General features: G+C 71.7%; 18 protein-coding genes and 1 pseudogene. 10 read left to right on the top strand and 9 right to left on the bottom strand.

Annotated elements, in window-relative coordinates; translation table 11 throughout:
• Window positions 1-56: 56 nt before the first annotated feature.
• Together ACIBVL_RS34055 and ACIBVL_RS34050 are read left to right on the top strand one after the other, a co-directional pair.
• Complete coding sequence (locus ACIBVL_RS34055) at window positions 57-317, top strand: hypothetical protein (protein ID WP_399103416.1); 261 nt, start codon at window positions 57-59, stop codon at window positions 315-317.
• A gap of 327 nt (window positions 318-644) precedes the next feature.
• Window positions 645-851, top strand: a complete 207-nt coding sequence (locus ACIBVL_RS34050; RefSeq protein ID WP_399103414.1) for a hypothetical protein — start codon at window positions 645-647, stop codon at window positions 849-851.
• Window positions 852-897: 46 nt separating this feature from the next.
• On the opposite strand, the gene pepN (ACIBVL_RS34045) is transcribed toward ACIBVL_RS34050, so the two are convergent.
• A complete protein-coding gene (gene pepN, locus ACIBVL_RS34045; protein ID WP_399103411.1) occupies window positions 898-3,465 on the bottom strand; it encodes an aminopeptidase N in 2,568 nt (855 codons plus the stop codon).
• A gap of 152 nt (window positions 3,466-3,617) precedes the next feature.
• On the opposite strand from pepN (ACIBVL_RS34045), the gene ACIBVL_RS34040 reads away from it, so the two are divergent.
• Together ACIBVL_RS34040 and ACIBVL_RS34035 are read left to right on the top strand one after the other, a co-directional pair.
• Window positions 3,618-4,931: an MFS transporter gene (locus ACIBVL_RS34040; RefSeq protein WP_399103409.1), complete on the top strand. Its 1,314-nt coding sequence runs from the start codon at window positions 3,618-3,620 to the stop codon at window positions 4,929-4,931.
• Between the two features lie 40 nt (window positions 4,932-4,971).
• A pseudogene (locus ACIBVL_RS34035) lies at window positions 4,972-5,121 on the top strand (DUF1203 domain-containing protein); the annotation flags it as partial.
• A gap of 28 nt (window positions 5,122-5,149) precedes the next feature.
• Here ACIBVL_RS34035 and ACIBVL_RS34030 read toward each other — a convergent pair.
• Window positions 5,150-5,869: a VOC family protein gene (locus tag ACIBVL_RS34030; protein ID WP_399103407.1), complete on the bottom strand. Its 720-nt coding sequence runs from the start codon at window positions 5,867-5,869 to the stop codon at window positions 5,150-5,152.
• Between the two features lie 101 nt (window positions 5,870-5,970).
• Window positions 5,971-7,005: an aspartate-semialdehyde dehydrogenase gene (locus ACIBVL_RS34025; RefSeq protein WP_399103405.1), complete on the bottom strand. Its 1,035-nt coding sequence runs from the start codon at window positions 7,003-7,005 to the stop codon at window positions 5,971-5,973.
• A gap of 285 nt (window positions 7,006-7,290) precedes the next feature.
• Between ACIBVL_RS34025 and ACIBVL_RS34020 the strand changes: the two genes are divergently transcribed.
• The gene (locus ACIBVL_RS34020; protein WP_399103403.1) at window positions 7,291-7,824 is read left to right on the top strand and encodes a sigma-70 family RNA polymerase sigma factor; all 534 of its coding nucleotides are present in this window, start codon (window positions 7,291-7,293) and stop codon (window positions 7,822-7,824) included.
• A 1-nt stretch (window position 7,825) separates the two neighbouring features.
• On the top strand, window positions 7,826-8,566 hold the full coding sequence (locus ACIBVL_RS34015; RefSeq protein ID WP_399103401.1) for a hypothetical protein: 741 nt from the start codon (window positions 7,826-7,828) through the stop codon (window positions 8,564-8,566).
• 66 nt (window positions 8,567-8,632) lie between these two features.
• Here the strand turns inward: ACIBVL_RS34015 and ACIBVL_RS34010 are convergent, their stop codons facing one another.
• The 4 genes from ACIBVL_RS34010 to ACIBVL_RS33995 form a co-directional block, all read right to left on the bottom strand.
• The gene (locus ACIBVL_RS34010; RefSeq protein ID WP_399103399.1) at window positions 8,633-8,839 is read right to left on the bottom strand and encodes a hypothetical protein; all 207 of its coding nucleotides are present in this window, start codon (window positions 8,837-8,839) and stop codon (window positions 8,633-8,635) included.
• A gap of 78 nt (window positions 8,840-8,917) precedes the next feature.
• Window positions 8,918-9,271 (bottom strand): hypothetical protein, encoded by a 354-nt coding sequence (locus tag ACIBVL_RS34005; protein ID WP_399103397.1) that lies wholly within the window; start codon window positions 9,269-9,271, stop codon window positions 8,918-8,920.
• Between the two features lie 91 nt (window positions 9,272-9,362).
• Window positions 9,363-10,343, bottom strand: a complete 981-nt coding sequence (locus tag ACIBVL_RS34000; protein WP_399103394.1) for a LuxR C-terminal-related transcriptional regulator — start codon at window positions 10,341-10,343, stop codon at window positions 9,363-9,365.
• 431 nt (window positions 10,344-10,774) lie between these two features.
• Complete coding sequence (locus tag ACIBVL_RS33995) at window positions 10,775-14,083, bottom strand: S8 family serine peptidase (RefSeq protein ID WP_399103392.1); 3,309 nt, start codon at window positions 14,081-14,083, stop codon at window positions 10,775-10,777.
• Window positions 14,084-14,298: 215 nt separating this feature from the next.
• Between ACIBVL_RS33995 and ACIBVL_RS33990 the strand changes: the two genes are divergently transcribed.
• The 3 genes from ACIBVL_RS33990 (at window position 14,299) to ACIBVL_RS33980 (ending at window position 18,171) form a co-directional block, all read left to right on the top strand.
• Entirely contained in the window at window positions 14,299-14,763 is a 465-nt protein-coding gene (locus ACIBVL_RS33990; protein ID WP_399103390.1) for an NUDIX hydrolase, read from the top strand.
• A gap of 247 nt (window positions 14,764-15,010) precedes the next feature.
• A complete protein-coding gene (locus ACIBVL_RS33985; RefSeq protein ID WP_399103388.1) occupies window positions 15,011-16,774 on the top strand; it encodes a TIGR03767 family metallophosphoesterase in 1,764 nt (587 codons plus the stop codon).
• A gap of 218 nt (window positions 16,775-16,992) precedes the next feature.
• Window positions 16,993-18,171, top strand: coding sequence for a glycosyltransferase (locus ACIBVL_RS33980; protein WP_399103385.1), 1,179 nt, complete (start codon window positions 16,993-16,995; stop codon window positions 18,169-18,171).
• 165 nt (window positions 18,172-18,336) lie between these two features.
• On the opposite strand, the gene ACIBVL_RS33975 is transcribed toward ACIBVL_RS33980, so the two are convergent.
• Window positions 18,337-19,392 (bottom strand): hypothetical protein, encoded by a 1,056-nt coding sequence (locus tag ACIBVL_RS33975; RefSeq protein WP_399103383.1) that lies wholly within the window; start codon window positions 19,390-19,392, stop codon window positions 18,337-18,339.
• Window positions 19,393-19,649: 257 nt separating this feature from the next.
• Window positions 19,650-22,235, bottom strand: a complete 2,586-nt coding sequence (gene pepN / locus ACIBVL_RS33970) for an aminopeptidase N (protein WP_399103380.1) — start codon at window positions 22,233-22,235, stop codon at window positions 19,650-19,652.
• A gap of 151 nt (window positions 22,236-22,386) precedes the next feature.
• Here pepN (ACIBVL_RS33970) and ACIBVL_RS33965 point away from each other — a divergent pair, with 151 nt between their 5' ends.
• Complete coding sequence (locus ACIBVL_RS33965; protein WP_399103378.1) at window positions 22,387-23,031, top strand: DsbA family protein; 645 nt, start codon at window positions 22,387-22,389, stop codon at window positions 23,029-23,031.
• The last annotated feature ends 16 nt before the right edge of the window (window positions 23,032-23,047 follow it).

Raw genomic sequence — 23,047 nt, 5'->3', positions numbered from 1 at the left:
GCCCCGTACGGCACCCCGGGCGCGCGGGCCTTCGAGGCGTTCGCTACTTTTGCTCTGTGGACAAGAAGAACGCCCTGCGCGCCGGTGCCCTGGCCGCCGGCACGACGCTGATGATGCTGCTCATGTCGTCCCCCGCGCTCGCGCTGACCCGCGACGACGGCGACGACCCCGGCACCGGCCTGAGCGTCGCCGAGACGCTGGGTCTCTACGTCGTGGCCCCGCTCGTGCTGTTCGCCCTCATCACCGGCCTGGTGGTGGTGCTCGACAAGTCCAAGACCGAGCACCGCGTGGTGAAGCCGGGCAAGGCCAAGGCCTGATCCTCAGGGCTTGATCCGCAGGGCCTGATCTTCTTGCCCTGCTCTTGCGGACTCGGGCCTTCCCGTCCCCGGAAGCAGTGGCCCTCTTCCAGGTCCTCGACGAGACCGGGGCCCGTCGGCTCCCAGCCCAGCCACTTCCTGCTCGCTCGACGCCCGTACGTCGAGGCCGACCACGTTGGCGAGCCGGCCGAAGTGGGCTCCGGCCTCGTCGGCGGAGATGCCCCGGACCGGCAGGTCCAGGTGACGGCCTGTGACCGAGGTGATGTCGCGGAACGGCACCGTCTCCTCGTCCACGGCGTGCAGCCGGGTTCCGCCACTCTGCCCAGGGTGCCCGGCGCCCCATGGCCGCCCCCGCCCCGGATCTCGATCATCACGGCCGGCGTGCGCGGCCACCGCCTGCGCCCCGACCTCACCGGCGTCCCGCTGCACGGCGTCGAACCGAGCCAGGTCGCCCCGGCCACCCGCGCCGGCGACCGCGGCCGCCTGGTCGCGGCCCTCCGCAAGGACGCCCGCACCCACCTCACGGGGGCGTGAGAAAGGGCGCCCGGTGTGACACCGGGCGCCCTCACCGTCGTACGGACTACCGCGCGTCCGCCGCCTGCGCCCTCAGCGCGCGCTCCACGCCCGAGCGGGACTCCGAGACCAGGCGGCGCAGGGCCGCGTTGGGCTCGGCGGAGGCCAGCCAGGCGTCCGTCCGGTCCAGGGTCTCCTGGGAGACCTGGATCGTCGGGTAGAAGCCGATCGCGATCTGCTGGGCGATCTCGTGCGAGCGGGAGTCCCAGATGCCCTTGACGACCTCGAAGTACTTCTCCGTGTACGGGGCGAGCAGCTCCCGCTGGTCGGTCTGGACGAAGCCGCCGATGACGGCCTCCTGGACGGCGTTGGGCAGCTTGTCGGACTCGACGACCTGCGCCCAGGCCTCCGCCTTGGCCTCCGGCGTGGGACGGGCGGCACGGGCGGTCGCGGCGTGGCGCTCACCCGCCGCCGTCCTGTCCCGCTCGTACTCGCCGGCGATCTCCGCCTCGTCGAACCGGCCGACCGCGGCGAGCCGCTGCACCAGCGCCCAGCGCAGCTCGGTGTCGACGGCCAGGCCCTCGATCGTCTGCGAACCGTCCAGCAGGGCCTCCAGCAGGTCCAGCTGCTCCGGCGTACGGGCGGTGGCCGCGAAGGCGCGGGCCCACGCCAGCTGGTGGTCGCTGCCGGCGGCGGCGGACCGCAGGTGGGCCAGCGTGGCGTCGGTCCAGCGGGTGAGGAGGGCCTCGCGGGTGGCCGGGTCGGCGTACAGGTCGATGGCGAGCTTGACCTGCCGGTGCAGCGACTGGACCACGCCGATGTCGGACTCCTTGCCGATGCCGGACAGCACCAGGGAGAGGTAGTCGCGGGTGGGCAGTTCGGCGTCCCGGGTCATGTCCCAGGCGGACGCCCAGCACAGGGCGCGGGGCAGGGAGGACTCGAAGTCGCCGAGGTGCTCGGTGACGAAGGCGAGGGACTTCTCGTCCAGGCGGACCTTGGCGTACGACAGGTCGTCGTCGTTGAGGAGCACGACGTCCGGACGGCGCCTGCCGGTCAGCTGCGGCACGGCGGTCAGCTCACCCTCGACGTCCAGCTCCACGCGCTCGTCGCGCACCAGCTTGCCGCTGTCGTCGTCGAGGTCGTACAGGCCGATGGCGATGCGGTGCGGACGCAGGGTGGGCTCCCCCTTCGCACCCGCCGGCAGGGCCGGGGCCTCCTGGCGGATCGCGAAGGACGTGACGACACCGTTCGCGTCGGTCTCGATCTCCGGGCGCAGGACGTTGATGCCGGCGGTCTCCAGCCACGCCTTCGACCAGGACTTCAGATCACGCCCCGAGGTCTCCTCCAGGGCGCCCAGGAGGTCGGACAGGCGCGTGTTGCCGAAGGCGTGCGCCTTGAAATAGGCCTGGACGCCCTTGAAGAACTCGTCCATGCCGACGTACGCGACGAGCTGCTTCAGGACGGACGCGCCCTTGGCGTAGGTGATGCCGTCGAAGTTGACGAGGACATCGTCCAGGTCGCGGATGTCGGCCATGATCGGGTGGGTGGACGGCAGCTGGTCCTGCCGGTAGGCCCACGTCTTCATGGAGTTGGCGAACGTCGTCCAGGAGTGCGGCCACCGCGAGTCGGGGTGGTACGCCTGACAGGCGATGGAGGTGTACGTCGCGAACGACTCGTTCAGCCACAGGTCGTTCCACCACTCCATGGTGACCAGGTCGCCGAACCACATGTGCGCCAGCTCGTGCAGGATGGTCTCGGCGCGCACCTCGTACGCCGCGTCGGTCACCTTGGACCGGAAGACGTACTGGTCGCGGATGGTGACCGCGCCCGCGTTCTCCATCGCGCCCGCGTTGAACTCCGGCACGAACAGCTGGTCGTACTTCTTGAACGGGTACGCGTAGTCGAACTTCTCCTGGAACCAGTCGAAGCCCTGCCGGGTGACCTCGAAGATCGCGTCGGAGTCGAGGAACTCCGCGAGGGAGGGCCGGCAGTAGATGCCGAGCGGAACCGACCGCCCGTCCTTCTCGTGCACGCTGTGGACACTGTGGTACGGCCCGACGACGAGCGCGGTGATGTAGGTGGAGATCCGAGGCGTCGGCTCGAACACCCAGACGTCGTCCTTGGGCTCGGGCGTCGGGGAGTTGGAGATGACGGTCCAGCCGGTCGGCGCCTTCACCGTGAACTGGAAGGTCGCCTTCAGGTCCGGCTGCTCGAACGACGCGAACACGCGACGGGCGTCCGGCACCTCGAACTGGGTGTAGAGATACGCCTGCTCGTCGACCGGGTCGACGAACCGGTGCAGGCCCTCACCGGTGTTGGTGTAGGCGCAGTCGGCGACGACACGGAGGACGTTGCGGCCCTGGAGAAGCCCCGGCAGAGCGATCCGCGAGTCCTTGAACACCTCGTCGGCGTCCAGTGGATCCCCGTTGAGCGTCACCTCGTGAACGGCCGGGGCCACCAGGTCGATGAAGGACTCGGCGCCGTTTTCCGCCACGTCGAAGCGCACCGTGGTCACGGACCGGTAGGTGCCGCCCTCCTGCGCGCCGGAGAGGTCGAGATCGATCTCGTACGAGTCAACGGTGAGCAGCTTCGCCCGCTGCTGCGCCTCTTCGCGAGTCAGGTTTGTGCCAGGCACGCGGTCATCTCCTCGTTATGGGTGGGTTGCGCCATCCTTCCACGGGAGGGGTGCGTGGGGCGACGACGTTCCCGGTCGGCACCGGGGATGGCGACCGTCCGCCCTCCGGGACAGGGATGGGAAGGCTCCGCGTGGAGCTGAATGGTGGAGGCATGTCCTCCACCTCCCCCACCAGTGTCTCCCCGGACCACACCGCCCCCACCCCCGCCGGCTCCTGGCCCGCCGTCCTCGCCCTCGCCGGGGCCACCTTCTCCGTCGTCACCACCGAGATGCTGCCCGTCGGACTGCTCCCCGCGCTCGGGGACGGGCTGCGCGTCTCGGACGGGACGGCCGGGCTCGCGCTCACCCTGCCCGGGCTGGTCGCCGCCGTCGCCGCGCCGCTGCTGCCGGTCGCCGTGCGGCGGGCCGACCGGCGCCATGTGCTGTGCGCGCTGCTGCTCCTCCTGGCCGTGGCGGACCTGCTGTCCGCGCTCGCCCCCGAGATCACGGTGCTGCTCGCCGCCCGTGCCCTGGTCGGCGTCTGCATCGGCGGGGTGTGGGCGCTCGCGGCCGGGCTCGCGGTACGGCTCGTGCCGGCGGCCTCCGTCGGGCGGGCCACCTCGGTGGTCTTCAGCGGGGTCGCCGTCGCGTCCGTCCTCGGTGTTCCGGCCGGTACGTTCCTGGGCGCGGTCGCCGGCTGGCGCTGGGCGTTCGTCGCGTCGGCCGCTCCGGCTGCCGCCGGGACCGTCGCGCTGGCCCTCGCCCTCCCGCCGCTTCCCGCCGAACGTCCTCTTCGACTGCGGGAGTTGAGGCACCTGGCGGCCCATTCCCGGATACGGCGGGGCCTGCTCGCCGTGGGGCTGCTCGTCACCGGTCACTTCGCCGCGTACACGTACGTCCGCCCGGTCCTGGACCGGGTGCCCGGGCTGGGGGCGGGCCGGGTGAGCACGCTCCTCCTCGGCTACGGCCTGGCCGGCGTCGCCGGTACCTTCACCGCGGGCACCCTCGCCGCCCGCGACCCTCGCCGCACCCTGTACGCCATCGCGGCGGTCCTCGGCACGACCGTCGCCCTGCTCGTCCCGGCGGCGGCCTCACTGCCCGCGTCGACCGCCCTCCTGCTGCTGTGGGGCTTCGCGTACGGCGGTGTCTCCGTCTCCGCCCAGACCTGGCTGTCGGCCAACCTGCCCGAGGAGGCCCGCGAGGGCGCTTCGGCGCTGGCCGCCGGTCTGTTCAACACGGCGATCGCGGGGGGCGCGTTTATCGGCGGCCGCACAGCGGACACCCTGGGCGCGGCGGGCGCACTCTCCCTGGGCGCAGGCCTGATCCTGGCCGCCCTTCCCCCGGCAGCCCTGCCGACTCGCGCATCCGGCCGATCGGTAGAAGTATCGCGGCCGGGACCCACCGGCGCCCGACCCCGCCCGGGGCGACCTCGACGTCCGGACACCGCCGGTGACTCAGGGGCTTCGGCGGGAGGGTGGGACACATGACCCACTCCTCTCCGCCGCCGCCACCTACACCCCCCGGCCCATCCCGCCGGACGCGCTCGGCGAGTTGCGGGTCGCCGACGACGCCGGGCGTCCGGTCGTCGCCCGCGTCGACGACGAGGGCGGGGCACCCCTGCGGTGTTGTCTGCGGCACAGCGAGCCGGGGGAGCTGATCGCGCTCGTCTCGGACGCAGAGCACTTCAAGAGGTCCGTCGGAACGGCTAGACCTTTGCCACTCGGAACTCGTTGCCGTCGGGGTCGGCCATCATCATCCAGCCGGGCTCGTCCTGGCCGGTGTCGAGGCGGGTCGCCCCGAGGGAGAGCAGACGGTCGATCTCCGGCTGCCCGTCACCGTGGACAGCCGGAGCGAGGTCGAAGTGCAGCCGGTTCCTGCCGGTCTTCGGCAGCAACGGCGGACCACCCCAGGTGATCTTCGGACCGCCGTGCGGCGAGCGGATCGCGGTCTCCTGGTCCTGGTCCCAGACCAGTGGCCACCCCAGCGCCTCGCTCCAGAAGTACCCGACCTCCTGCGAGCCGTCGCAGGCCAGCGCTCCGACGAAGCCGCAGTCGGCGAGGAAGGTGTTGTCCGGCCCGACGACGCAGAACTCGTTGCCGTCGGGGTCGGCGAGCACCACGTGGTCCTCCTCCGGGCGTTGGCCGATGTCGATGTGCCGGGCGCCGAGTTCCAGCGCCCTGGCCACCGTCTGCCGCTGGTCCTCCAGGGAGGTGCTCGTCAGATCGAAGTGCATCCGGTTCTGGCCGACCTTCGGCTCCTGGGCCGGAAGAAAGCGGAGGCTGAACCCGGTGTCGTCACCGGGCACAAGCGTGGGACCGTCGCGGGGATCTTCGGTCATCTCCCACCCCAGGACCCCGGACCAGAACCGCGCGAGATCCAGCGGCCGGCTCGCACCGAAGCAGAGCGCTGACAGTCGAGAAGTCATCCCGGCAGCCTAAGGGCGAGCCGACGTCACCCGCAGTCGGGTTTTCGACGGCCAGGGGGCGGCCACCCGTGGGTGACCGCCCCCTGAACAGAGGGAACGCCCTACTCGGCGGCGAGTTCCGCCGCCACCAGCTCCGCGATCTGCACCGCGTTCAGCGCCGCGCCCTTGCGCAGGTTGTCGTTGGAGACGAACAGGGCGAGGCCGTGCTCGACGGTCTCGTCCTCGCGGATGCGGCCCACGTACGACGGGTCCTTGCCGGCGGCCTGGAGCGGGGTCGGGATGTCGGTGAGGACGACGCCCTCGGCACCGGCGAGCAGCTCCGTCGCGCGCGCCGCGCTGATCGGGCGGGCGAAACGGGCGTTGACCTGGAGGGAGTGGCCGGAGAAGACGGGGACGCGCACACAGGTGCCGGAGACCTTCAGCCCGGGGATCTCCAGGATCTTGCGGGACTCGTTGCGGAGCTTCTGCTCCTCGTCGGTCTCGTTCAGACCGTCCTCGACGATGGAACCGGCGAGCGGGACGACGTTGAAGGCGATGGGGCGCTTGTAGACCTGCGGCTCGGGGTAGTCGACCGCCTCGCCGTCGTGGGTCAGCTTGTCCGCCTCGGCGACGACCTTCTGCGCCTGGCCGTGCAGCTCCGCCACGCCCGCGAGACCGGAGCCGGACACCGCCTGGTAGGTGGCGACGACCAGCGCCTCCAGACCGGCTTCCTCGTGCAGCGGCTTCAGGACCGGCATCGCCGCCATCGTGGTGCAGTTCGGGTTGGCGATGATGCCCTTGGGGCGGTGGGCGATCGCGTGCGGGTTCACCTCGGAGACGACCAGGGGGACGTCCGGGTCCTTGCGCCAGGCCGACGAGTTGTCGATCACCACGGCGCCCTGCGCGGCGACCTTCTCCGCCAGCGCCCTGGAGGTGGCGCCGCCCGCGGAGAACAGCACGATGTCGAGGCCCGTGTAGTCGGCGGTCGCCGCGTCCTCCACCGTCACGCCGTCCAGAACCGACCCCGCCGAGCGGGCCGAGGCGAACAGGCGCAGCTCGGTGACCGGTCCGAGGGGAGAAGCCGCGGCCCGTTCCTTGAGGATCCTGCGCATGACCGTGCCGACCTGACCGGTGGCTCCGACGATTCCGACCCTCACGGCGACTCCCTCTCGGTGTTTCTGCATGTCTGCGGCGTTTCCATCATGCGGCCGACCCGGGTCAGCCTGTCCAATTCTTTGCGCCGCATGCCCGAGGGCTGGGACGCCCCGGCCTGATCGACGGTTGCGGAAATCCCGCCCCATCCCTTCTGAGCTGGAGGAATTCGCCCTACGGTGGGGCCGCGCCGCAAGCTGTGCTGCCTCGCGCGACGGTGTGACGTACACCTCTGAACGTTTCCGCGCGCTGCGGCGTCGTAGGGGAAACGCGGCTAGGGAGGGGTGTCTGTGCTGCGCAGAATGACCCGCCGCGGCCAGGGGGACGGCACTGCTGACGGTGATCCTCTGGACGCGGCGCAGGAACGCCGGGTGCGGGCGGTGCTCGCGCTGGGCGGGGTGCCTCAGGCGGACCTGCTGGACGGGGTACAGCAGGTACGTCTGCGGCTGCTGGAGCGGGCCGCTAAGGGGTACGAGGCGCCGCGGGACGTCTCCGCGTGGGCCGCGGTCGTCGCCTCCAACCTCGCCATGGACTGGCATCGCGCCAAGCGCCGCCAGGAACGCCTGGGCGAGCGGCTGGCGTCGTTGCGCCAGCACGAGCACCCGTCCGGCGAGGACACCAGCGTCCTCTCCCTAGCCGTCGCCCAGGGCCTGGACGATCTGCCCGACGCCCAGCGCCAGGTCGTCGTCCTGCGGTTCTTCGCGGATCTGCCGGTGCGCTCCATCGCCCGGGAGCTCGGCGTCCCGGAGGGCACGGTCAAGAGCCGCCTGCACACGGCGGTCCGGGCCCTGCGCGCCCGCCTGCACGAGGACGAGGTGGTGTGACATGCCCGGACAGGACCACGAGACGTCCGAGGGCTACGACGGCATGGACGCGTTGATGGCCGCGATCACCGACGCCCCGCTCCCCGAGGAGGCCCGCGCCGACCCCGCCTGCCTGGCCGCCCACCGCAAGGCCACGGCCGACGTGGCGCTGCTGAGGGAACAGCTGGGCGTCATCGCCGACGCGCTCACGGAACCCCCCCGGGAACCCGCCCCCGTACGGCCGGTACGGCAGCCCCGGCGTCCCTTCCTGCCCGTCGCCCTGCGGGCCGTGGGCGTCGCGGCCGCCAGTGCCCTGGTCGTGGGGACCGGATGGCTGGTCGTCCGGACGGGCGGGGGAGCGAACGACGACTCGGGAGCGTCGAGCGCCTCCGACAAGGCGGCGACCGACGAGAGCGCGGCAGGGGCCGGCGGCCTCCTCGGCGATCCGGGCTGGCTGTCCTGTGCCCGGCTGGTCGTCGAGGGTGACGTGACGGGCGTCGCTCCTGTGGCGGGCACCGGTCAGGAGCGGATCACCCTGCGCGTGACCCGCTCGTACAAGCCGGCGAAGAGCCCGGGGACGGTCGAGTTCGTGATGGAGGAGGACGTGGACCCGCTGGTGGCGGAGGGAGACCACGTCCTGGCCGGCTTCACGAAGGAGTCCTCCGGTCCCGAGGTCTGGGCGGTCGGCGCGGCCGACATCGCCGTCGAGCGTGCGGCGCTGACCGACGCCCTGCCCCGGTCGGCGGGCGGCACCTGCGGATGACGCGGGGACGACGAAGGGGCGGGCGCCCCGTACGGACGCCCGCCCCTTCGTCATGTGCGGAGCGATCTACTCCTGGTCGTCCCAGACCCAGCTGCCCGTGTCCGTGCCGCCCGGGTCCGTGAGCGTGTCCCAGTCGATGGCCAGGACCTGGCCGGAGCCGGCGCCCTGTGAGGGCGCGGTGGCGTGGGTGAGGACCAGCGGCAGCGCCAGGGTCGCGAGGGCTGCCACGGTGCCGAGAACGGTCCGGACGGCTCGACCGGTGATGTGTCTCATGGTGTGCCTCTGCAATTCTTCAAGCCGGGGCGGCGATCGTTTGCCGGGACCGATCATTCAGCGGTGGTCGTGCCGCTGTCAGCGCTTTGCGCTGGCCTCTGGCGGACATGGCAGTGTCATGCCAGTCAGATAGCGGTCGGGCCGGCAGTCGCCCAGGACCCAGTCCGGCAGCAGCCCCGGCAGGCTCAGCCACCACTCCCAGCCGTCGCGGGCCCGTTCCAGCGCCTCGTCGAGACTGGCCGCCTCGACGAACGTCATACCCACCAGGCGCCGGCCCCACCGCGCCAGCGTGACATGCGCGATGCCCGGCCGCGGGGCCGCGCGGGTGTACTGGGCGATGGCGTCCAGCCGCCGGTCACTGGGCATGATGGCGGGCGGAGCGGGTTCCTCGGACGCCGGGGGCGACAGGAGAACGACCTTGACTGCGTACACCCGCCGACCTTAGGCAGGAGACCTGCCCACAGCCGTGCCGCCCGTGTGTCAGCCCCCGGTCATGGCAGGGAGCGGCCAGCGACGCGCACGGTCACAGCCAGCCGCGCCGTACCGCCTCGGCGCCCGCCTGGAACCGGCTCTGCACCCCGAGGCGTTTCTGGAGGTCGGCCGTGTTGCGGCGGACCGTGCGCAGCGAGACGCCCATCTTGCGGGCGATGCCCTCGTCGGTGAGCCCGGCCGCGAGCATCCTCAGCAGCGCCGCCTCCCGGTCGGTCGGCGCGTCCTCGGGGGTGCTCTGCGGGGCGGAGCCGAGCGGGACCGCGCTCTCCCAGACCACGTCGAACAGCTCCTCGAGCGCCCGCACCATCCCCGGGTAGCGGATCAGCAGGGCGCCCTGCCGGCTGTCGTCGGCGTCGATGGGGATCACGGCCGTCGAGTGGTCGGAGAGGATCATCCGCATCGGCAGGGCGGGGACCGTGCGGGTCTCGCCGCCGAGGGAGGCGAGCCAGGTCGCGTACTCCACGGTCGCCGGGTCGTTGCGGACGCTGTCCAGGTAGACGGTGCGCATGCGCACCCCGCGGGCGAGGTTCTGCTCGTCGAGCGGCCGGCCCGCCTCCAGGGCGGCGGCGCTCAGGGCCCCGCCGGGCACGAAGGTGCGCACCTCGACACTGGCCTGGTGCGCCAGTTCCATCAGCCGCACCCGGACCGCGTCGACGCCCTCCAGCCGCTCGACACCGCTGTCGGCGCGGCGGGCGGCGAGGGCGGCGTAGTCCGAGTTGAGCGCGGCCAGCGCGGCGCGCTCCTGCGACAGCCGGGCCCGCTGCTCGTCGAGTTCGGCCTCCTTGCGCAGCAGCAGCGGGGAGAGGATCACGTCGGGGCTGACGGGGACGAACTGGTGGTCCGCGGCCTCGTGCAGCAGCGACAGCTGGGTCAGGACGTCGAGGGCCGAGCGGACGTCGGTGGTGGACAGGCCGGTCTCGCGGGCGATGTCCTCCAGGGTCCATGACGGGTGCAGCAGCAGGGACCGGTAGACGTCGTGCGTCGGTCGGTCGATGCCGATGGTCTCCAGCATGGTTCCCCCTGCGATGCCGGTGACGGGTGTGGCCCGTGACTACTGGTCAGTTCGTAGCCGACGGTAGTCGATCCTCCGTTTGCGTGTTCGCATGTTCAAGCGTTCGGCTCGCCGGGGTTCCGCTGGCATTTCCCGGCCATGGCCACGGGGTGCCAGTCGGCAGGACCCCGCGGGGCGGCGGGCGGCCCTACTGTCGACAACGCCCGGGCAGCGCTCGGGCAACGCCCGGACAAGCCCGGCAAGGGGCCGCTCGCCGGGCGATCCGATGCCGGACGGTGCCGCCGCGGGGGGCGGCATCGCCCGGTACGGCGAAAGGCGAAAGGGGTGGGCCCTTCGGGGGAGCCCACCCCTTTTCCTCTTTTTCCTCTTTTCCCTTTTTCTCGCTTCCCTTGTTCAGTTCTCCGGCGTTCTCGTCGTCCGCCGGGCCTGGATCAGCCGGTAACCTTCTCGATCACGACCGTTCCGGTGCCGGCGGCCGTGCCGCGGGCGTTGACGAGGCGGACCTCACCGAAGAACTGCCGGCCCTCGGGGCCCGCGGACTTCACCAGGACCTCGCCGGAGATCGTCGCCGTGGCGCCGCTCGCGATCGTGACGGTCTTGCCGGTGTCGACGCTCAGCGAACCGAGCGCGGGGGCGAAGTAGACGTCCTTGTAGGAGTACGTCGTCGTCCCCGCCGGGACGCTGTAGCCGTCGACCACGATCGTGTAGGTGCCGGCGGCGGGCTCGGTCAGGCTGACCGACTCCTCCGAGTCGCCGTCGGCGGACTGGCCGACCTGCACCCCGTCCCGGTAGACGGTCAGGTCGAGGTCCGCGGCCGCGTCGGAGACGCCGCCGATGGAGACGTCGAACCGCTCGACGCCCTCCGGCACCACCACCGTGGACTGCTGCGAGGCGGCGTCCGCGATGCTCGGCGTGGCCAGCTTGGCGGAGCCCAGCGTGCCGCCCTCCAGCTTCGCCGTCAGCGGGGCGAAGTGGTTGGTGACGTTCCACTCGGCGGTGACCGGCGTGCCGATCGTCGCCTCGGGCAGGGTGCGCACGGCCGGGTCGAAGTCCGTGCCGAGCACCGACACGTCCAGCGTGTACGGGTTGTCGAGGTACGGCGAGGTGCGCCGCGACTCGACCTCGATCTCCCAGACGCCCGGCGTCGGGTCCGTGTACGTCCGCAGGTCGGGACGGCAGGTGTTGGGGTCGCTCGGGAGCGAGTAGTCCGGGTAGCAGTAGATCGTCGAGGAGTCCTCGACCGGCACCCCGTACGGGTGGAGCGAGATGAACCGGGTCTGGCTCTTGTCCTTCAGCCCGCCGAGCGCGACCTCCAGGGTCTTCGCGCCCTGAGGCACCGTCACGAAGTACGAGGTGCTGCTGTTGCGCTGCACCGAAGCCGACTTCGACAGGGAGTACGACGGCGAGGCCAGCGGCTGCGAGACGACCACCGTGGCGAGGATCTGCTTGTCGATCCCCTCGGTGCGCTCGTCGTCCAGCTCCAGGATGGCGCTGTGCGCGCCCGCGGTCTTCGCCTTGGCCTGCACCTTGACGGTGACCGGCTGGTTCAGCGGCAGGGTCACCTCGTCGTCGCCGAGGAGCTTGAAGGTGCCGTCGTCGTTCTTCCAGTCCAGCTCGTGACGGACCGGGCGGGCGGGGCCGGAGGTGCGGGTGATGGTGATGTCGTACGACTTCTTCTGGCCCGTCTTCAGGCCGCCCTCGCGGTCGTAGAGGCCGGTGCCGAAGCCCGGCTCCTTCAGCGCGGCGTCGAGCGCGGTGTCGACCGGCGCCTTCACCGTGTAGTCATGCGCGGTGGCGCCGTCCTTGATGGCGTCCCAGGCCTGCACGATCCGGATCAGACCGGCGCCCTGGACATGCGCCGGGACGTCCTTGATCTGGCGGGCGGTGCTGGTGAGCGCGGTGCGCAGGGTCAGCGGCGACAGCTCGATGTGCCGCTGCTTGGCGGCGGACAGCAGGAGCGCGCTCGCGCCCGCGGCCTGCGGGGAGGCCATCGAGGTGCCCTGGAGCATGGCGTAGCCGGCCGGGAGGCTGTAGCCCGCCTCGGCGACCGGGGCGCCCGGGGACCAGGTCTGGATGGTGTTGATCGCGGCGCCCGGCGCGGTCAGCGTCGGGACGAAGCCGCCGTCCTCGCGCGGACCCGCGGAGGAGAAGGGCAGCATGGCGTACTTCTTGGTCACGCCCGAGCCGTAGTTGGCCGCCCAGGTCTCCTTGGAGATGGAGGCGCCGACGCTGATGACCTTGTCGGCCAGGCCGGGGTCGCCGATGGTGTTGGTGCCGGGGCCCTCGTTGCCCGCGGCGATGACCAGCTGGACGCCGTAGGTGTCGATGAGGCGCGTGTACAGCTCCGCGCGGGCGTTGTTGCCGTCGTTCAGCGGAGGCAGACCGCCGATCGACATGTTGACGATGTCGACGCCCCGCTTGGTGACGAGGTCGATCATGCCCTCGGTGAGCGCGATGTTGGTGCAGCCGCCGGTCCAGGTGCAGGCCCGGGAGGAGACGAGCTTGGCACCGGGCGCGGCGCCGTTCATCTTCCCGCCGAACAGGCCGTTGGCCGCGGTGATGCCGGCGACGTGGGTGCCGTGGCGGCTCTCGACGACGCCGATGCTGACGTAGTCGGCCTTGGCCCCGGCGCCGTTGTAGACGACGTCCTTGCGGATCTCGACGACGAACGGGATGCGCTCGGCGACCTCGGTGGCCGGGTCGTCGGTGCCGAAGTAGCCGATCTGGAAGCCGTCCTTGTACGGCTTGAGCGCCTCGTTGTCGGTGAAGTCGCCGTCGCTGTCCAGGTCCACCCGCACGGTGCCGGCGGCCGCGTCGTAGAGCACGCCCCAGACGTCGGTGGTGTCCCCGTCGCGGTTGAGGTCGCCGGCCATGTCGCCGCCCTTGGTGGCGGCCTCGGCGAACAGCTGGAACTTGAAGGAGCCCTGGGGCGCCTTCCAGGTGCGGCCCCCGGCGGTGAACTGCGGACCGGTCACGTCCGAGTTCATCCGCAGCCAGGTGCCGTCGCGGTCGGCGACCGGGTCGGTGGCCGTCACCCAGTCGACGATCTTGCGCTCGCCGGTGGTGGTCTTCTGCAGCGCCGGGTGTCCGAGGTCGACGCCGGAGTCCAGGACGCCGATGGTGACCCCGCGGCCGTCGTACTTCGGGTGGTCCTCGACGAAGGACACCGCGCCCGTCTCGAAGGAGGGGTTGTACGGGTTCGTGGCGGGGGTCTTCTTGTTCGGAGCGGTGTAAGTGCCCTTGGCCGAGCCGGACTTGGCGCCCTGTGCGCCGGTGTCCGGAGTCGGGTCGTCGAGCTGGATCTCCTGGCGCAGGTCGATCGCGTGCACCGAGGACAGCTTCGCGGCGGCGGCGATGGCCGCGTCGGCCTTTCCGGTCGGGACGGTGGCGCGGACATAGCCGAGCTTGTCGTCGCTGCGGCCCACGATGCCCCCGTCGACCGCGTCCAGCTGCCCGGCGACCTGCTCGGTCTTCCCGGGCGCGGTCGCGACCATCATGGTGACGGTCTTGTCGCCGTCGGCCTTGGCCTCGGCGAGCAGGCCGGCGTCGTCGGAGCCGAGCTTGCCGGGGGCGGACTTCACGCCCGGGTCGGCGACGGCCGGGGCCCGGCCGGTGTCGGCGGAGAACGCCATGGGGATCGGTCCGGCCGCGGACAGAGCGGCCACCAGGCCCGCGGCGACGGCTGTGCGGGCGGCGCGTCTCGCGCCCGATATCGGTTCCCGCTGGGGGGTGAGGGTCATCGGCATCCCTTGTCGGTAAAGGACAGCGAACGGGCTGGTCATGCCCGGTCGCGAAGGTCCGGAACGCGGTCCCGGACGACCGCAAAGCTTTACGCAACAGGCGGTTGTTTGGGGAGTGTTGACCGAAACGATATGGATCCATGGGGAAAACCCTCTACGTGAACCCTGTGCGAAAGTCGGTCGCCCCTGTGCGGCTTGGTCGGTAACGTCGGTCTGTGCGAGAGAACTTGAGGGTGGCGGCCTACGCCGTGGTCGTCCGGGACGAACGCATCCTGCTCGCCCGCTCCCCGGCGGCCGGCGGTGGACACGAGTGGGTGCTGCCCGGCGGAGGCATGGACCACGGCGAGGACCCCGTCGAGACCGTCGTGCGCGAACTGGACGAGGAGACCGGCTACCGCGTCGAGGTGACCGGGCTCCTGGGCATCGACTCCTTCCGCCGTGTCTTCCGCCGCGAGGGTCTGCGCGGTCCCGTCGACCACCAGGGTCTGCGCATCGTCTATGAGGGCCGGGTCGTCGGCGGCGAACTCCGCAACGAGGTCGGCGGCTCCACCGACCTGGCCGCCTGGCACGACCTGGAGGCGGTGCCGGGCCTCACCCGGGTCCGGCTGATCGACGTGGCGCTGAAGCTGTGGCGCGAACGGCCGGTGACCGGCCGGGTGTTCGTGCCGCCGGAGGGGTGAAAGGCCCGGAGACCTCCTCGGTTACCCCGGGAGATGAACGCGGAGTGACGGCCTCCGGGCGGTGCGAGGAGCAGCCGAGGTCGGCCCAGGGCGTCCGTGATCGACGTACGGCGATCGGCGCTTCACGTTGCGGAAGCGTTCACGCACAGGCCATTCCCGGTGTCGAGCATCCGGTACAGCGGGTCGTTCGCGGCTGCGACCGACCCGCGTCCACTGCCGACGCGTTCGCACTCGGGGAGATCGCGCCATGTCGCGCACACGCTCTGTCACGTCCTCCGTGCTGGGGGTCGACCGTCGTACCGTCCTCGCCGCCACCGCCACCGCGGCCGTCTCCGTCTCCGCGGGCGTCGGTTACGCCCTGCGGCCCACCGACAGCCAGGCCGCACCCGCGAACACCCCGGCCGTCCCGGCCCGGGAGGCCGCGGTCGCGCCAGCCGCCGCACCGCTCGCTCCCTACACCAAGGGCACCACCCTCGCCTCCGTCGCCGCCGCGCGCGCCGGCTCCGGCTACCGCCGTCTCGGCAGCGCCGCCGGCTGGCAGCGCGTCGTCCGCGCCGACCTCGCCGCCCCCAAGCCCGGGCGCGCGGGCCGCCGTACGACCCTCGCGGCCTTCGTCCAGCTCACCGATCTGCATCTGATCGACAGCCAGCACCCCTTGCGGCTGGAGTACCTGCGGGCCGCGAGCGACATCTCCTGGCGGCCGCACGAGGCGCTGACCGTGCAGGGCGCGGTGTCGCTGATCGAGCGGGTCAACTCCCTGCGGGCCGCGCCCGTCACCGGCGCCCCGCTGGACTTCGTCGTCACCACCGGCGACAACACCGACAACAACGCCCACACCGAGCTGGACTGGTACCTGACGGTGATGAGCGGCGGCCGCATCACCCCCAACTCCGGCGACCCGCGCCACTACGAGGGCGTCCAGAACAGCGGCGTCCCGCTGTACTGGCAGCCCGACTCCACCTCCCGCGACGCCTACAAGCAGCGCGGCTTCCCGCACCTGGACGGCTTCCTCGCCGCAGCCATCCGCGAGGTGAACAGCCCCGGCCTGACCCTGCCCTGGTACTCCACGGTCGGCAACCACGACGCGATGCCCCTGGGCTGCTACGCGCACGGCGACTCCTACCTCGCCGAGTACGCGGTGGGCGGCCGCAAGCTCATGGAGCTGACCGCCGCCGAGGCGACGCGGCTGCAGCAGAGCATCAGCCAGGACAAGGACCCCCGGGGCACGGTCATCCGCGACCTGCTGAAATCCAAGACCCGCGCCATGCGCACGGTCACCCCGGACGAGCGCCGTGCCCCCTACACCCCCGCCGACCACCTCAGGGCCCATCTGGACCCCGCGTACCGGGGAGCGGGCCCGGTCGGCCACGGCTACACCTCGGCCAACCTGGCCGCGGGCACCCAGTACTACACCTTCCCGATCGCCGAGAAGGTCCTGGGCGTCAGCCTCGACACCACCGACCCCGGCGGCCACTACAACGGCTCGATCGGCACCGCACAGCTGAAGTGGCTGGACGCGACCCTGCGCGCCCACCAGGACATGTACGCGATCGTCTTCAGCCACCACACCAGCGAGAGCATGTCCAACACCCGCCCCGACCCGGCCCACCCGGGTGAGCGGCGGCACACCGGCGCCGAGCTGACGGCCCTGCTCGGCCGCCACCGCAACGTCGTCGCCTGGGTGAACGGCCACATCCACCGCAACGACATCACCCCGCACCGGGGGTCGGCGGCCGGCGGCGCCTTCTGGGAGGTCTCCACGGCCTCCCACGTGGAGTTCCCGCAGCTGGCGCGGGTGATCGAACTGGTCGACAACAAGGACGGCACCCTCTCCCTCCACACCACCCTCGTCGAGTCCGCCGCCCCCCACCGCACCGACTTCGCCGACCTCTCCCAGACCGGACTGGCCGCCCTCTACCGGGAGCTCTCGGCGAACGCCCGCTTCGACGGGGCCCGGCTCGGCGGGGAGCCGAAGGACCGGAACACGGAGCTTGTCCTGAAGAGGAAGTGATCCAGAGCGGGAGGTGATCCGGCGGAAGAATTCCGCCGGAACTGATCCAAAGGAAGTGATCCTTCCGGGGTGTCACCGACCGGACGAGAACATGTGACATCCCGTTCACGCGTACGAAACGTCTGTACCGCCTCATATCGGCTAACCCGCACTCCACGGGGATGGCTGGATATCGGCGCAAGGCGGGTGATCATGTGCGTGCGGGACGCGGACTTCGGGTGTTGTCGGTCTATGAGGGGTTCTTCTCCGGAGGCGCCCGGATCGTGCACAGCGACGTGGTGCTGGGACTGTGGGAAGGCGGCCAGCACCACCGGGTACTGAGCATCCACGGCGAGGTGCACCGCGAGGCCACCCGCCAGCGGATGGAGGACGACGCCTGCTACCGGGCGCTGACGGGCGCCGACGTGGGCGTCAGCTCGCTCGGCCGTACGTTCGGGATAGGGGGTACCGATCCGGCCGTCTTCAGCGGCCCGGAACTGGCCGATACCGCGCGGGCGACGGCCGACGCCGATGTGATCCTCTCCCTCAAGGAGCAGCCCCTCGCGCTGCTCCGCCAGGGAGGCCTGCCGCGCCGCCCGGTGGTGGTCTGTCTGCACCGCTCCGACCCCGAGAACCAGGGCCGCGCCCTGGACGACCTCAAGGCCGCGATCGCCGACGGCACGGTCGCGGCGGCCGTGTGCTGCGCCGAGTCGACCCGGGCGGCCTACGAGGCGGCGGGCGTCCCGTCCGCCCTCCTGCACGTGATCCCGAACGGCGTAGACCTGATCCGCTTCCGCCCGGACCCGGCCCGCCGCCTGGCGGTCCGCGCGTCCCTGGACATCCCGGCCGACGCCCCGGTGATCGTCTTCGCGGCCCGTTACGACGGCATGAAGAACGTCCCCCTGTTCCTGGCGGCGGCCAGGGCCTGGCTGGGCTCCGTCCCCGACGGGCACGTCCTGATGTGCGGGGCGGGCATGACGGCGGCGAACCCCGGCCTCACGGCGGACATCGCGGAGGCGTTCGACGGACGGGACCGGAGCCGCCTGCGCCTGCTCGGCGTACGCCACGACATGGAGACGGTCTACGCCGGCGCCGACGTGGTCTCCCTCACCTCCGCCTGGGGCGAGGCGGCACCCCTGTGCCTCATCGAGGGCATGATGTGCGGCGCTGTCCCGGTCGCCACGGACGTCGGCGACAGCGCGGCGATCGTGGCGGGCCACGGCATCCTGACCCCGCCGGACCCGGCCGCCATCGCGGCGGCCTGGACGGAGGCGGTGGCGGGCAGGGACGCCTGTGCCCCCGCTCTGGCCGCGAGTCGCGAGCGCTTCAGCCGTTCGAGGATGATCGCGTCCTACGCGGCGCTCATCGACCGGGTGTACGCGGGCGCGGGCCGGCGGACGCTGTCCGACCCGCTGTGAGGGCGGGGCGCCCCCACGGCGCCGGCTGGGCCCCGTCGTGGGGCCCGAGCGGCGGCGGCCCGCCGTGTGCACCGCCGTGGTCGAGCGGCGGACCGCACGACGAGGAGGGGCCGCCGGCTGCCGGTGGCCCCTCCTCTCCCCTCCGGATTGCGCCCCGGCCCGTCACTACCGGGGCAGCACCGTGACGTACGCGGCCGGGTCCCGGTCGCCCGAGGCCATCAGGGCCGTGCGGACCACCGTGGCCTGTTGTTGCATCGCGTCCCTCAGCTTCTTCGGTGTGATGTGCACGACCGTGATGCCCAGCCGCTCCAGGTGCTCCCGCTTGCGGGCGTACTCGGACCACATCGCGTCGTCTTCCTGGCGGGGTGCGCGCGTGTCCAGCTCGACCGCCACCGCCTGCTCCGGCCAGTACGCGTCCAGGCCGCCCAGGTGCGGTCCGCCCGGCAGGCGCAGTTCCACGTTCCAGAGCGGGTCGGGAAGGCCGTACTCGCTCACCATCCGGTAGAGGCGGTCCTCCGCGATCGCGCGGCCCTCGGCCAGGAGGGAGTCGACGGCGTCCACCACGTGCGGTCGGCTCAGCAGCTTGGCGTTGTTCAGCTCCCGCACGACGGCGGCCGGTTCGCAGTGCCCCGCGCGCACCGCCTCCGACAGCAGCCGCCGTACCGCCCCCGCGTCCGTCAGCCCGGCCACCGCGTCGGCGAGCGCGCGCGGCACCGGTGCCACCGGGACTCCCGTCGCCTGTTCGGGAGCCGGCAGGCACGCCGTGCGCAGGACGTGGGCGCAGCCCGTCGAGCGCACCAGGCGCAGCCGCGGGACGAGGACGTCGATCCGCTCCAGGGAGAGCAGCGGGGGGGCGTCCGTGAAGCCGTGCAGGGTGAGGGCCGCCAGGCCGGTGATCATGGCCTCGGCGTACACCGGGCGGTGCGGACTCCCGGCGTCCGGCTGGGCCGGCACCCCGGCCGTGCCCGGCACCTCGCGGGCCGCGTACAGCAGCACCGCGTGCAGCCGCTCCTCGCTGGTCGGCGGTCCCGGATGCAGCAGGTACACGCCCGGGAGGAACTGCTGCCAGGGGCCGCCGGGGCGGCACTGGGCGCTGGTCTCGGCCGGTGAGACGCCGTGCGAGCGGAGCTGGGCCGCCGTCAGGACCCGGCAGTGCACATCGCGCGAGAGGTGACGCAGCGAGCGGGGGGAGGCCGGGGGGAGGGGGGTGTTGTGGTTCATGCAACGGGGATTCCGCAGCCGGTCCGCCCCCTAACCGCTGTTACACGCCTGTCGACAAACCCGGACAAGCTCGTCCTAAAGGACGCGTGTTCGGATGCCGAGTAGGCACCGAAACCCCTGGTCCCGAAGGGTGGGGCCAGGGGTTACGGGTCCGATTGCCTGAATTCCGTAACGGTCGCCGTCGGCGGAAGCCATGGCCAGAGCTGGGGTGTTCGAAAGTCCCGTCCGGCTACTGTCGAACACGCCCTGATGGAGCCCTAGTGGTGGTCCTCGGCCCGCGCGTCACACGCCTGTCCGCGCAGGCCCCGCGCCAGGTCGTCCCATGCTTCCAGGACCAGCCGGCGCAGCGCCGGGGGCGCCGAGTCGTGCGCCGCCAGCCAGACGTCCGTCTCCACCAGGGTCTCCGGGGAGTCCTGGAGCGACGGGTACAGGCCCTTGACGATGGTCATCGCGATCTGGATCGACCGCTCGGACCAGACCCGCTCGATCGCCGCGAAGTACTTCGCCCGGTACGGCGCCAGCAGCTCCCGTTGCGAGGGCTGGGCGAAGCCCGCGATCGTCGCCTCCACCAGCGCGTTGGACAGCTCGTCGGACTCCACCACCTGGGCCCACGCCTGCGCCTTGACCGCCGCCGAGGGGCGGGCGGCGAGGCAGCGGACCTGGTGGCGCCTGCCGGACGCCGTGTCGTCCCGGGCGAGCTCCGCCTCCAGCGCCTTCTCGTCGGCGAACCCGTGTGCGACCAGCGGCTCCAGGAACGTCCACCGCAGCTCCTGGTCGACCTCCAGCCCGTCGATGCCCGTCGTGCCGTCCAGCAGGCCCTGCAGCGTTTCGAAGCCACCCGGGTCCTCGGCCGTCCGCGCGAAGAACCGCGCCCACGCCAGCTGGTGCTCGCTGCCCGGCTCGGCGGCGTACAGCTCGCGCTCGGCGCCCTCGGCCAGCAGTCGCTCACCGGTCCCGCGCAGCGGCGGCGCCACATAGTGCACCAGCGCCGACTCCGCCCACGCGTGCAGCATCTGCAGCACCCCGATGTCCGACTCGCGCCCCGCGAACCGCAGCACCAGTGCGATGAACTCCCGCGCCGGCAGCAGCGCGTCCCGGGTGAGGTTCCACAGCGCCGACCAGCACAGCGCGCGGGCCAGCGGGTCCGTGATGTCGCCCAGGTGCGACCGCAGCGTGTCCAGCGAGGTCTCGTCGAAGCGGATCTTGCAGTACGTCAGATCGTCGTCGTTGACCAGCACCAGCTCCGGGGACTGCTGACCGGCCAGCCCCGTCACGACCGTACGCGGGCCGTCGACGTCCGCCTCGGCGCGCGCGTACCGCACCAGCCGGCCCTCCTCCCGGCGGTACAGGCCGATCGCCACCCGGTGCGGCCGCAGCTCCGGGTGCGACTCCGGCGCCTCCTGGACCACCGACAGCTCGGCGATCCGGCCCTCCGGGTCCAGCAGCACCTGCGGGGTCAGCGCGTTCACGCCCGCCGTCTGCAGCCAGGACCGCGCCCATACGGCCATGTCCCGGCCGCTGGTCTCGGCGAGCACCGACAGCAGGTCACCGAGACGGGTGTTGCCGTACGCGTGCCGCTTGAAGTAGCGGCGGGCGCCCTCGAGGAACGCGTCCTGGCCGACGTACGCCACCAGCTGCTTCAGGACGGACGCGCCCTTGGCGTACGTGATCCCGTCGAAGTTGAGCTTGGCGTCCTGCAGGTCGCCGATGTCGGCCGTGATCGGGTGCGTGGAGGGGAGTTGGTCGGCGCGGTACGCCCAGGCCTTGCGCCGGTTGGCGAAGGTGATCCAGCCGTCGGTGAAGCGGGTCGCGCCGGCCAGCGCGAACGCGCCCATGAAGTCGGCGAAGGACTCCTTCAGCCACAGGTCGTCCCACCACTCCATGGTCACCAGGTCGCCGAACCACATGTGCGCCATCTCGTGCAGGATGACGTTCGCCCGGCCCTCGTACGCCAGCCGTGTCACCTTCCCCCGGTAGATGAACTCCTCCCGGAAGGTCACCAGACCCGGGTTCTCCATCGCGCCGAGGTTGTACTCGGGGACGAACGCCTGGTCGTACTTCCCGAAGGGGTACGGGTAGTCGAAGTGCTCGTGGAAGAAGTCCAGGCCCTGCTTGGTGATCAGGAAGACGTCCTCGGCGTCGAAGTGGGGCGCCAGGCCCTTGCGGCACAGCGCGCCGAGCGGGATCTCCAGCGTCGTACCGTCACCGAGGTCACGGGTGTAGGAGTCCGTCACGTAGTGGTACGGACCGGCCACGACACACGTGATGTACGTCGAGATCGGCTTCGTCTCCGCGAACCGCCACACCCCGTCCGCGCGCTCGCCGACGCCGTTGCTCCACACCGTCCACTCCTCGGGCGCCCGCACCTCGAAGCGGAACGGGGCCTTGAGGTCGGGCTGCTCGAAGTTGGCGAAGACCCGGCGGGAGTCGGCCGGCTCGTACTGGGTGTAGAGGTAGACCTCGCCGTCCTCGGGGTCGACGAAGCGGTGCAGGCCCTCGCCGGTGCGGGAGTAGGCGCACTGGGCGTCCACGACCAGCTCGTTCTCGGCGGCCAGGTCCTCCAGCAGGATCCGGGTGCCGTCGAAGACCTCGCCGGGGTCCAGGTCGCGGCCGTTGAGGGAGACCGAGGTCACGCTCGGCGCGATCAGGTCGGCGAAACTGGTCGCCCCCGGCTCGTTGCAGCGGAAGCGGATCGTGGTGACCGAGCGGAAGGTGCGCGGCCCCCCGTCCGAGCCCCCGTCCCCCACCGCGGAACGCACGTCGAGGGACACGTCGTACCCGTCGACGGACAGCAGTGCGGCCCGCTCCTGGGCCTCGTCGCGGGACAGGTTCTCACCGGGCACGGGCGGTACTCCCTCGTTGGTGGCCGGACGGCTTGTGAACAGAGTGATCCTGCCACGCGTCCCTGACTCCGGCAGCAGGGAATGCGCGGCGCGGACGACGGTGTTCTCGTCGAGAAGGCCTTTCTCTCTTGCAGATCTCTCGAGGAGACACATGTCCGAGAAGACCCCCGTCGACTTCTGGTTCGATCCGCTGTGCCCGTGGGCCTGGATGACCTCCCGATGGGTCCTGGAAGTCGAGAAGGTCCGCGACATCGAGGTGCGCTGGCACATCATGAGCCTCGCCGTCCTCAACGAGAACAAGCTCGACGAGCTGCCCGAGGAGTACCGCGAGATGCTCGCGGTCAAGGCCTGGCAGCCGGTGCGCGTGGTCACCGCCGCCTGGCAGCTGCACGGCGCCGACATCCTCGGCCCGCTCTACACCGCCCTCGGCACCCGCATCCACAACAACGGCGAGGGCCCGACCGTGGAGGCCATCGCGGGCGCGCTCGCGGACGTCGGTCTGCCCGCCTCCCTGATCGACTACGCCGAGCAGACGGACTTCGAGTTCGACGCCCAGCTGCGCGCCTCCCACAAGGAGGGCATCGAGAAGGTCGGCCAGGACGTCGGCACCCCGGTCATCGCCGTCCCCGGCCCCGACGGCGAGCAGATCGCCTTCTTCGGCCCGGTCGTCACCCCGGCCCCCAAGGGCGAGGAGGCGGCCCGCCTCTGGGACGGCACCCTCGCGGTCGCCTCGGTCCCCGGCTTCTACGAGATCAAGCGCACCCGCACCAAGGGTCCCGATTTCAGCAACCTGTAACGCCCGGACGCCCCCG

It is taken from the genome of Streptomyces sp. NPDC049687, assembly GCF_044465285.1.
Lineage (GTDB): Bacteria > Actinomycetota > Actinomycetes > Streptomycetales > Streptomycetaceae > Streptomyces.
This window is presented reverse-complemented; position numbering and strand designations above follow the sequence as displayed.

Excerpts from the sequence above, each read along its gene's own strand:
- ACIBVL_RS34010 (WP_399103399.1), bottom strand. The coding sequence starts at position 8,839 with ATGAGACACATCACCGGTCGAGCCGTCCGGACCGTTCTCGGCACCGTG.
- ACIBVL_RS34040 (WP_399103409.1), top strand. The coding sequence starts at position 3,618 with ATGTCCTCCACCTCCCCCACCAGTGTCTCCCCGGACCACACCGCCCCC.
- ACIBVL_RS33965 (WP_399103378.1), top strand. The coding sequence starts at position 22,387 with ATGTCCGAGAAGACCCCCGTCGACTTCTGGTTCGATCCGCTGTGCCCG.
- ACIBVL_RS34030 (WP_399103407.1), bottom strand. The coding sequence starts at position 5,869 with ATGACTTCTCGACTGTCAGCGCTCTGCTTCGGTGCGAGCCGGCCGCTG.
- ACIBVL_RS34015 (WP_399103401.1), top strand. The coding sequence starts at position 7,826 with ATGCCCGGACAGGACCACGAGACGTCCGAGGGCTACGACGGCATGGAC.
- ACIBVL_RS33995 (WP_399103392.1), bottom strand. The coding sequence starts at position 14,083 with ATGACCCTCACCCCCCAGCGGGAACCGATATCGGGCGCGAGACGCGCC.
- ACIBVL_RS33975 (WP_399103383.1), bottom strand. The coding sequence starts at position 19,392 with ATGAACCACAACACCCCCCTCCCCCCGGCCTCCCCCCGCTCGCTGCGT.
- ACIBVL_RS34000 (WP_399103394.1), bottom strand. The coding sequence starts at position 10,343 with ATGCTGGAGACCATCGGCATCGACCGACCGACGCACGACGTCTACCGG.
- ACIBVL_RS33985 (WP_399103388.1), top strand. The coding sequence starts at position 15,011 with ATGTCGCGCACACGCTCTGTCACGTCCTCCGTGCTGGGGGTCGACCGT.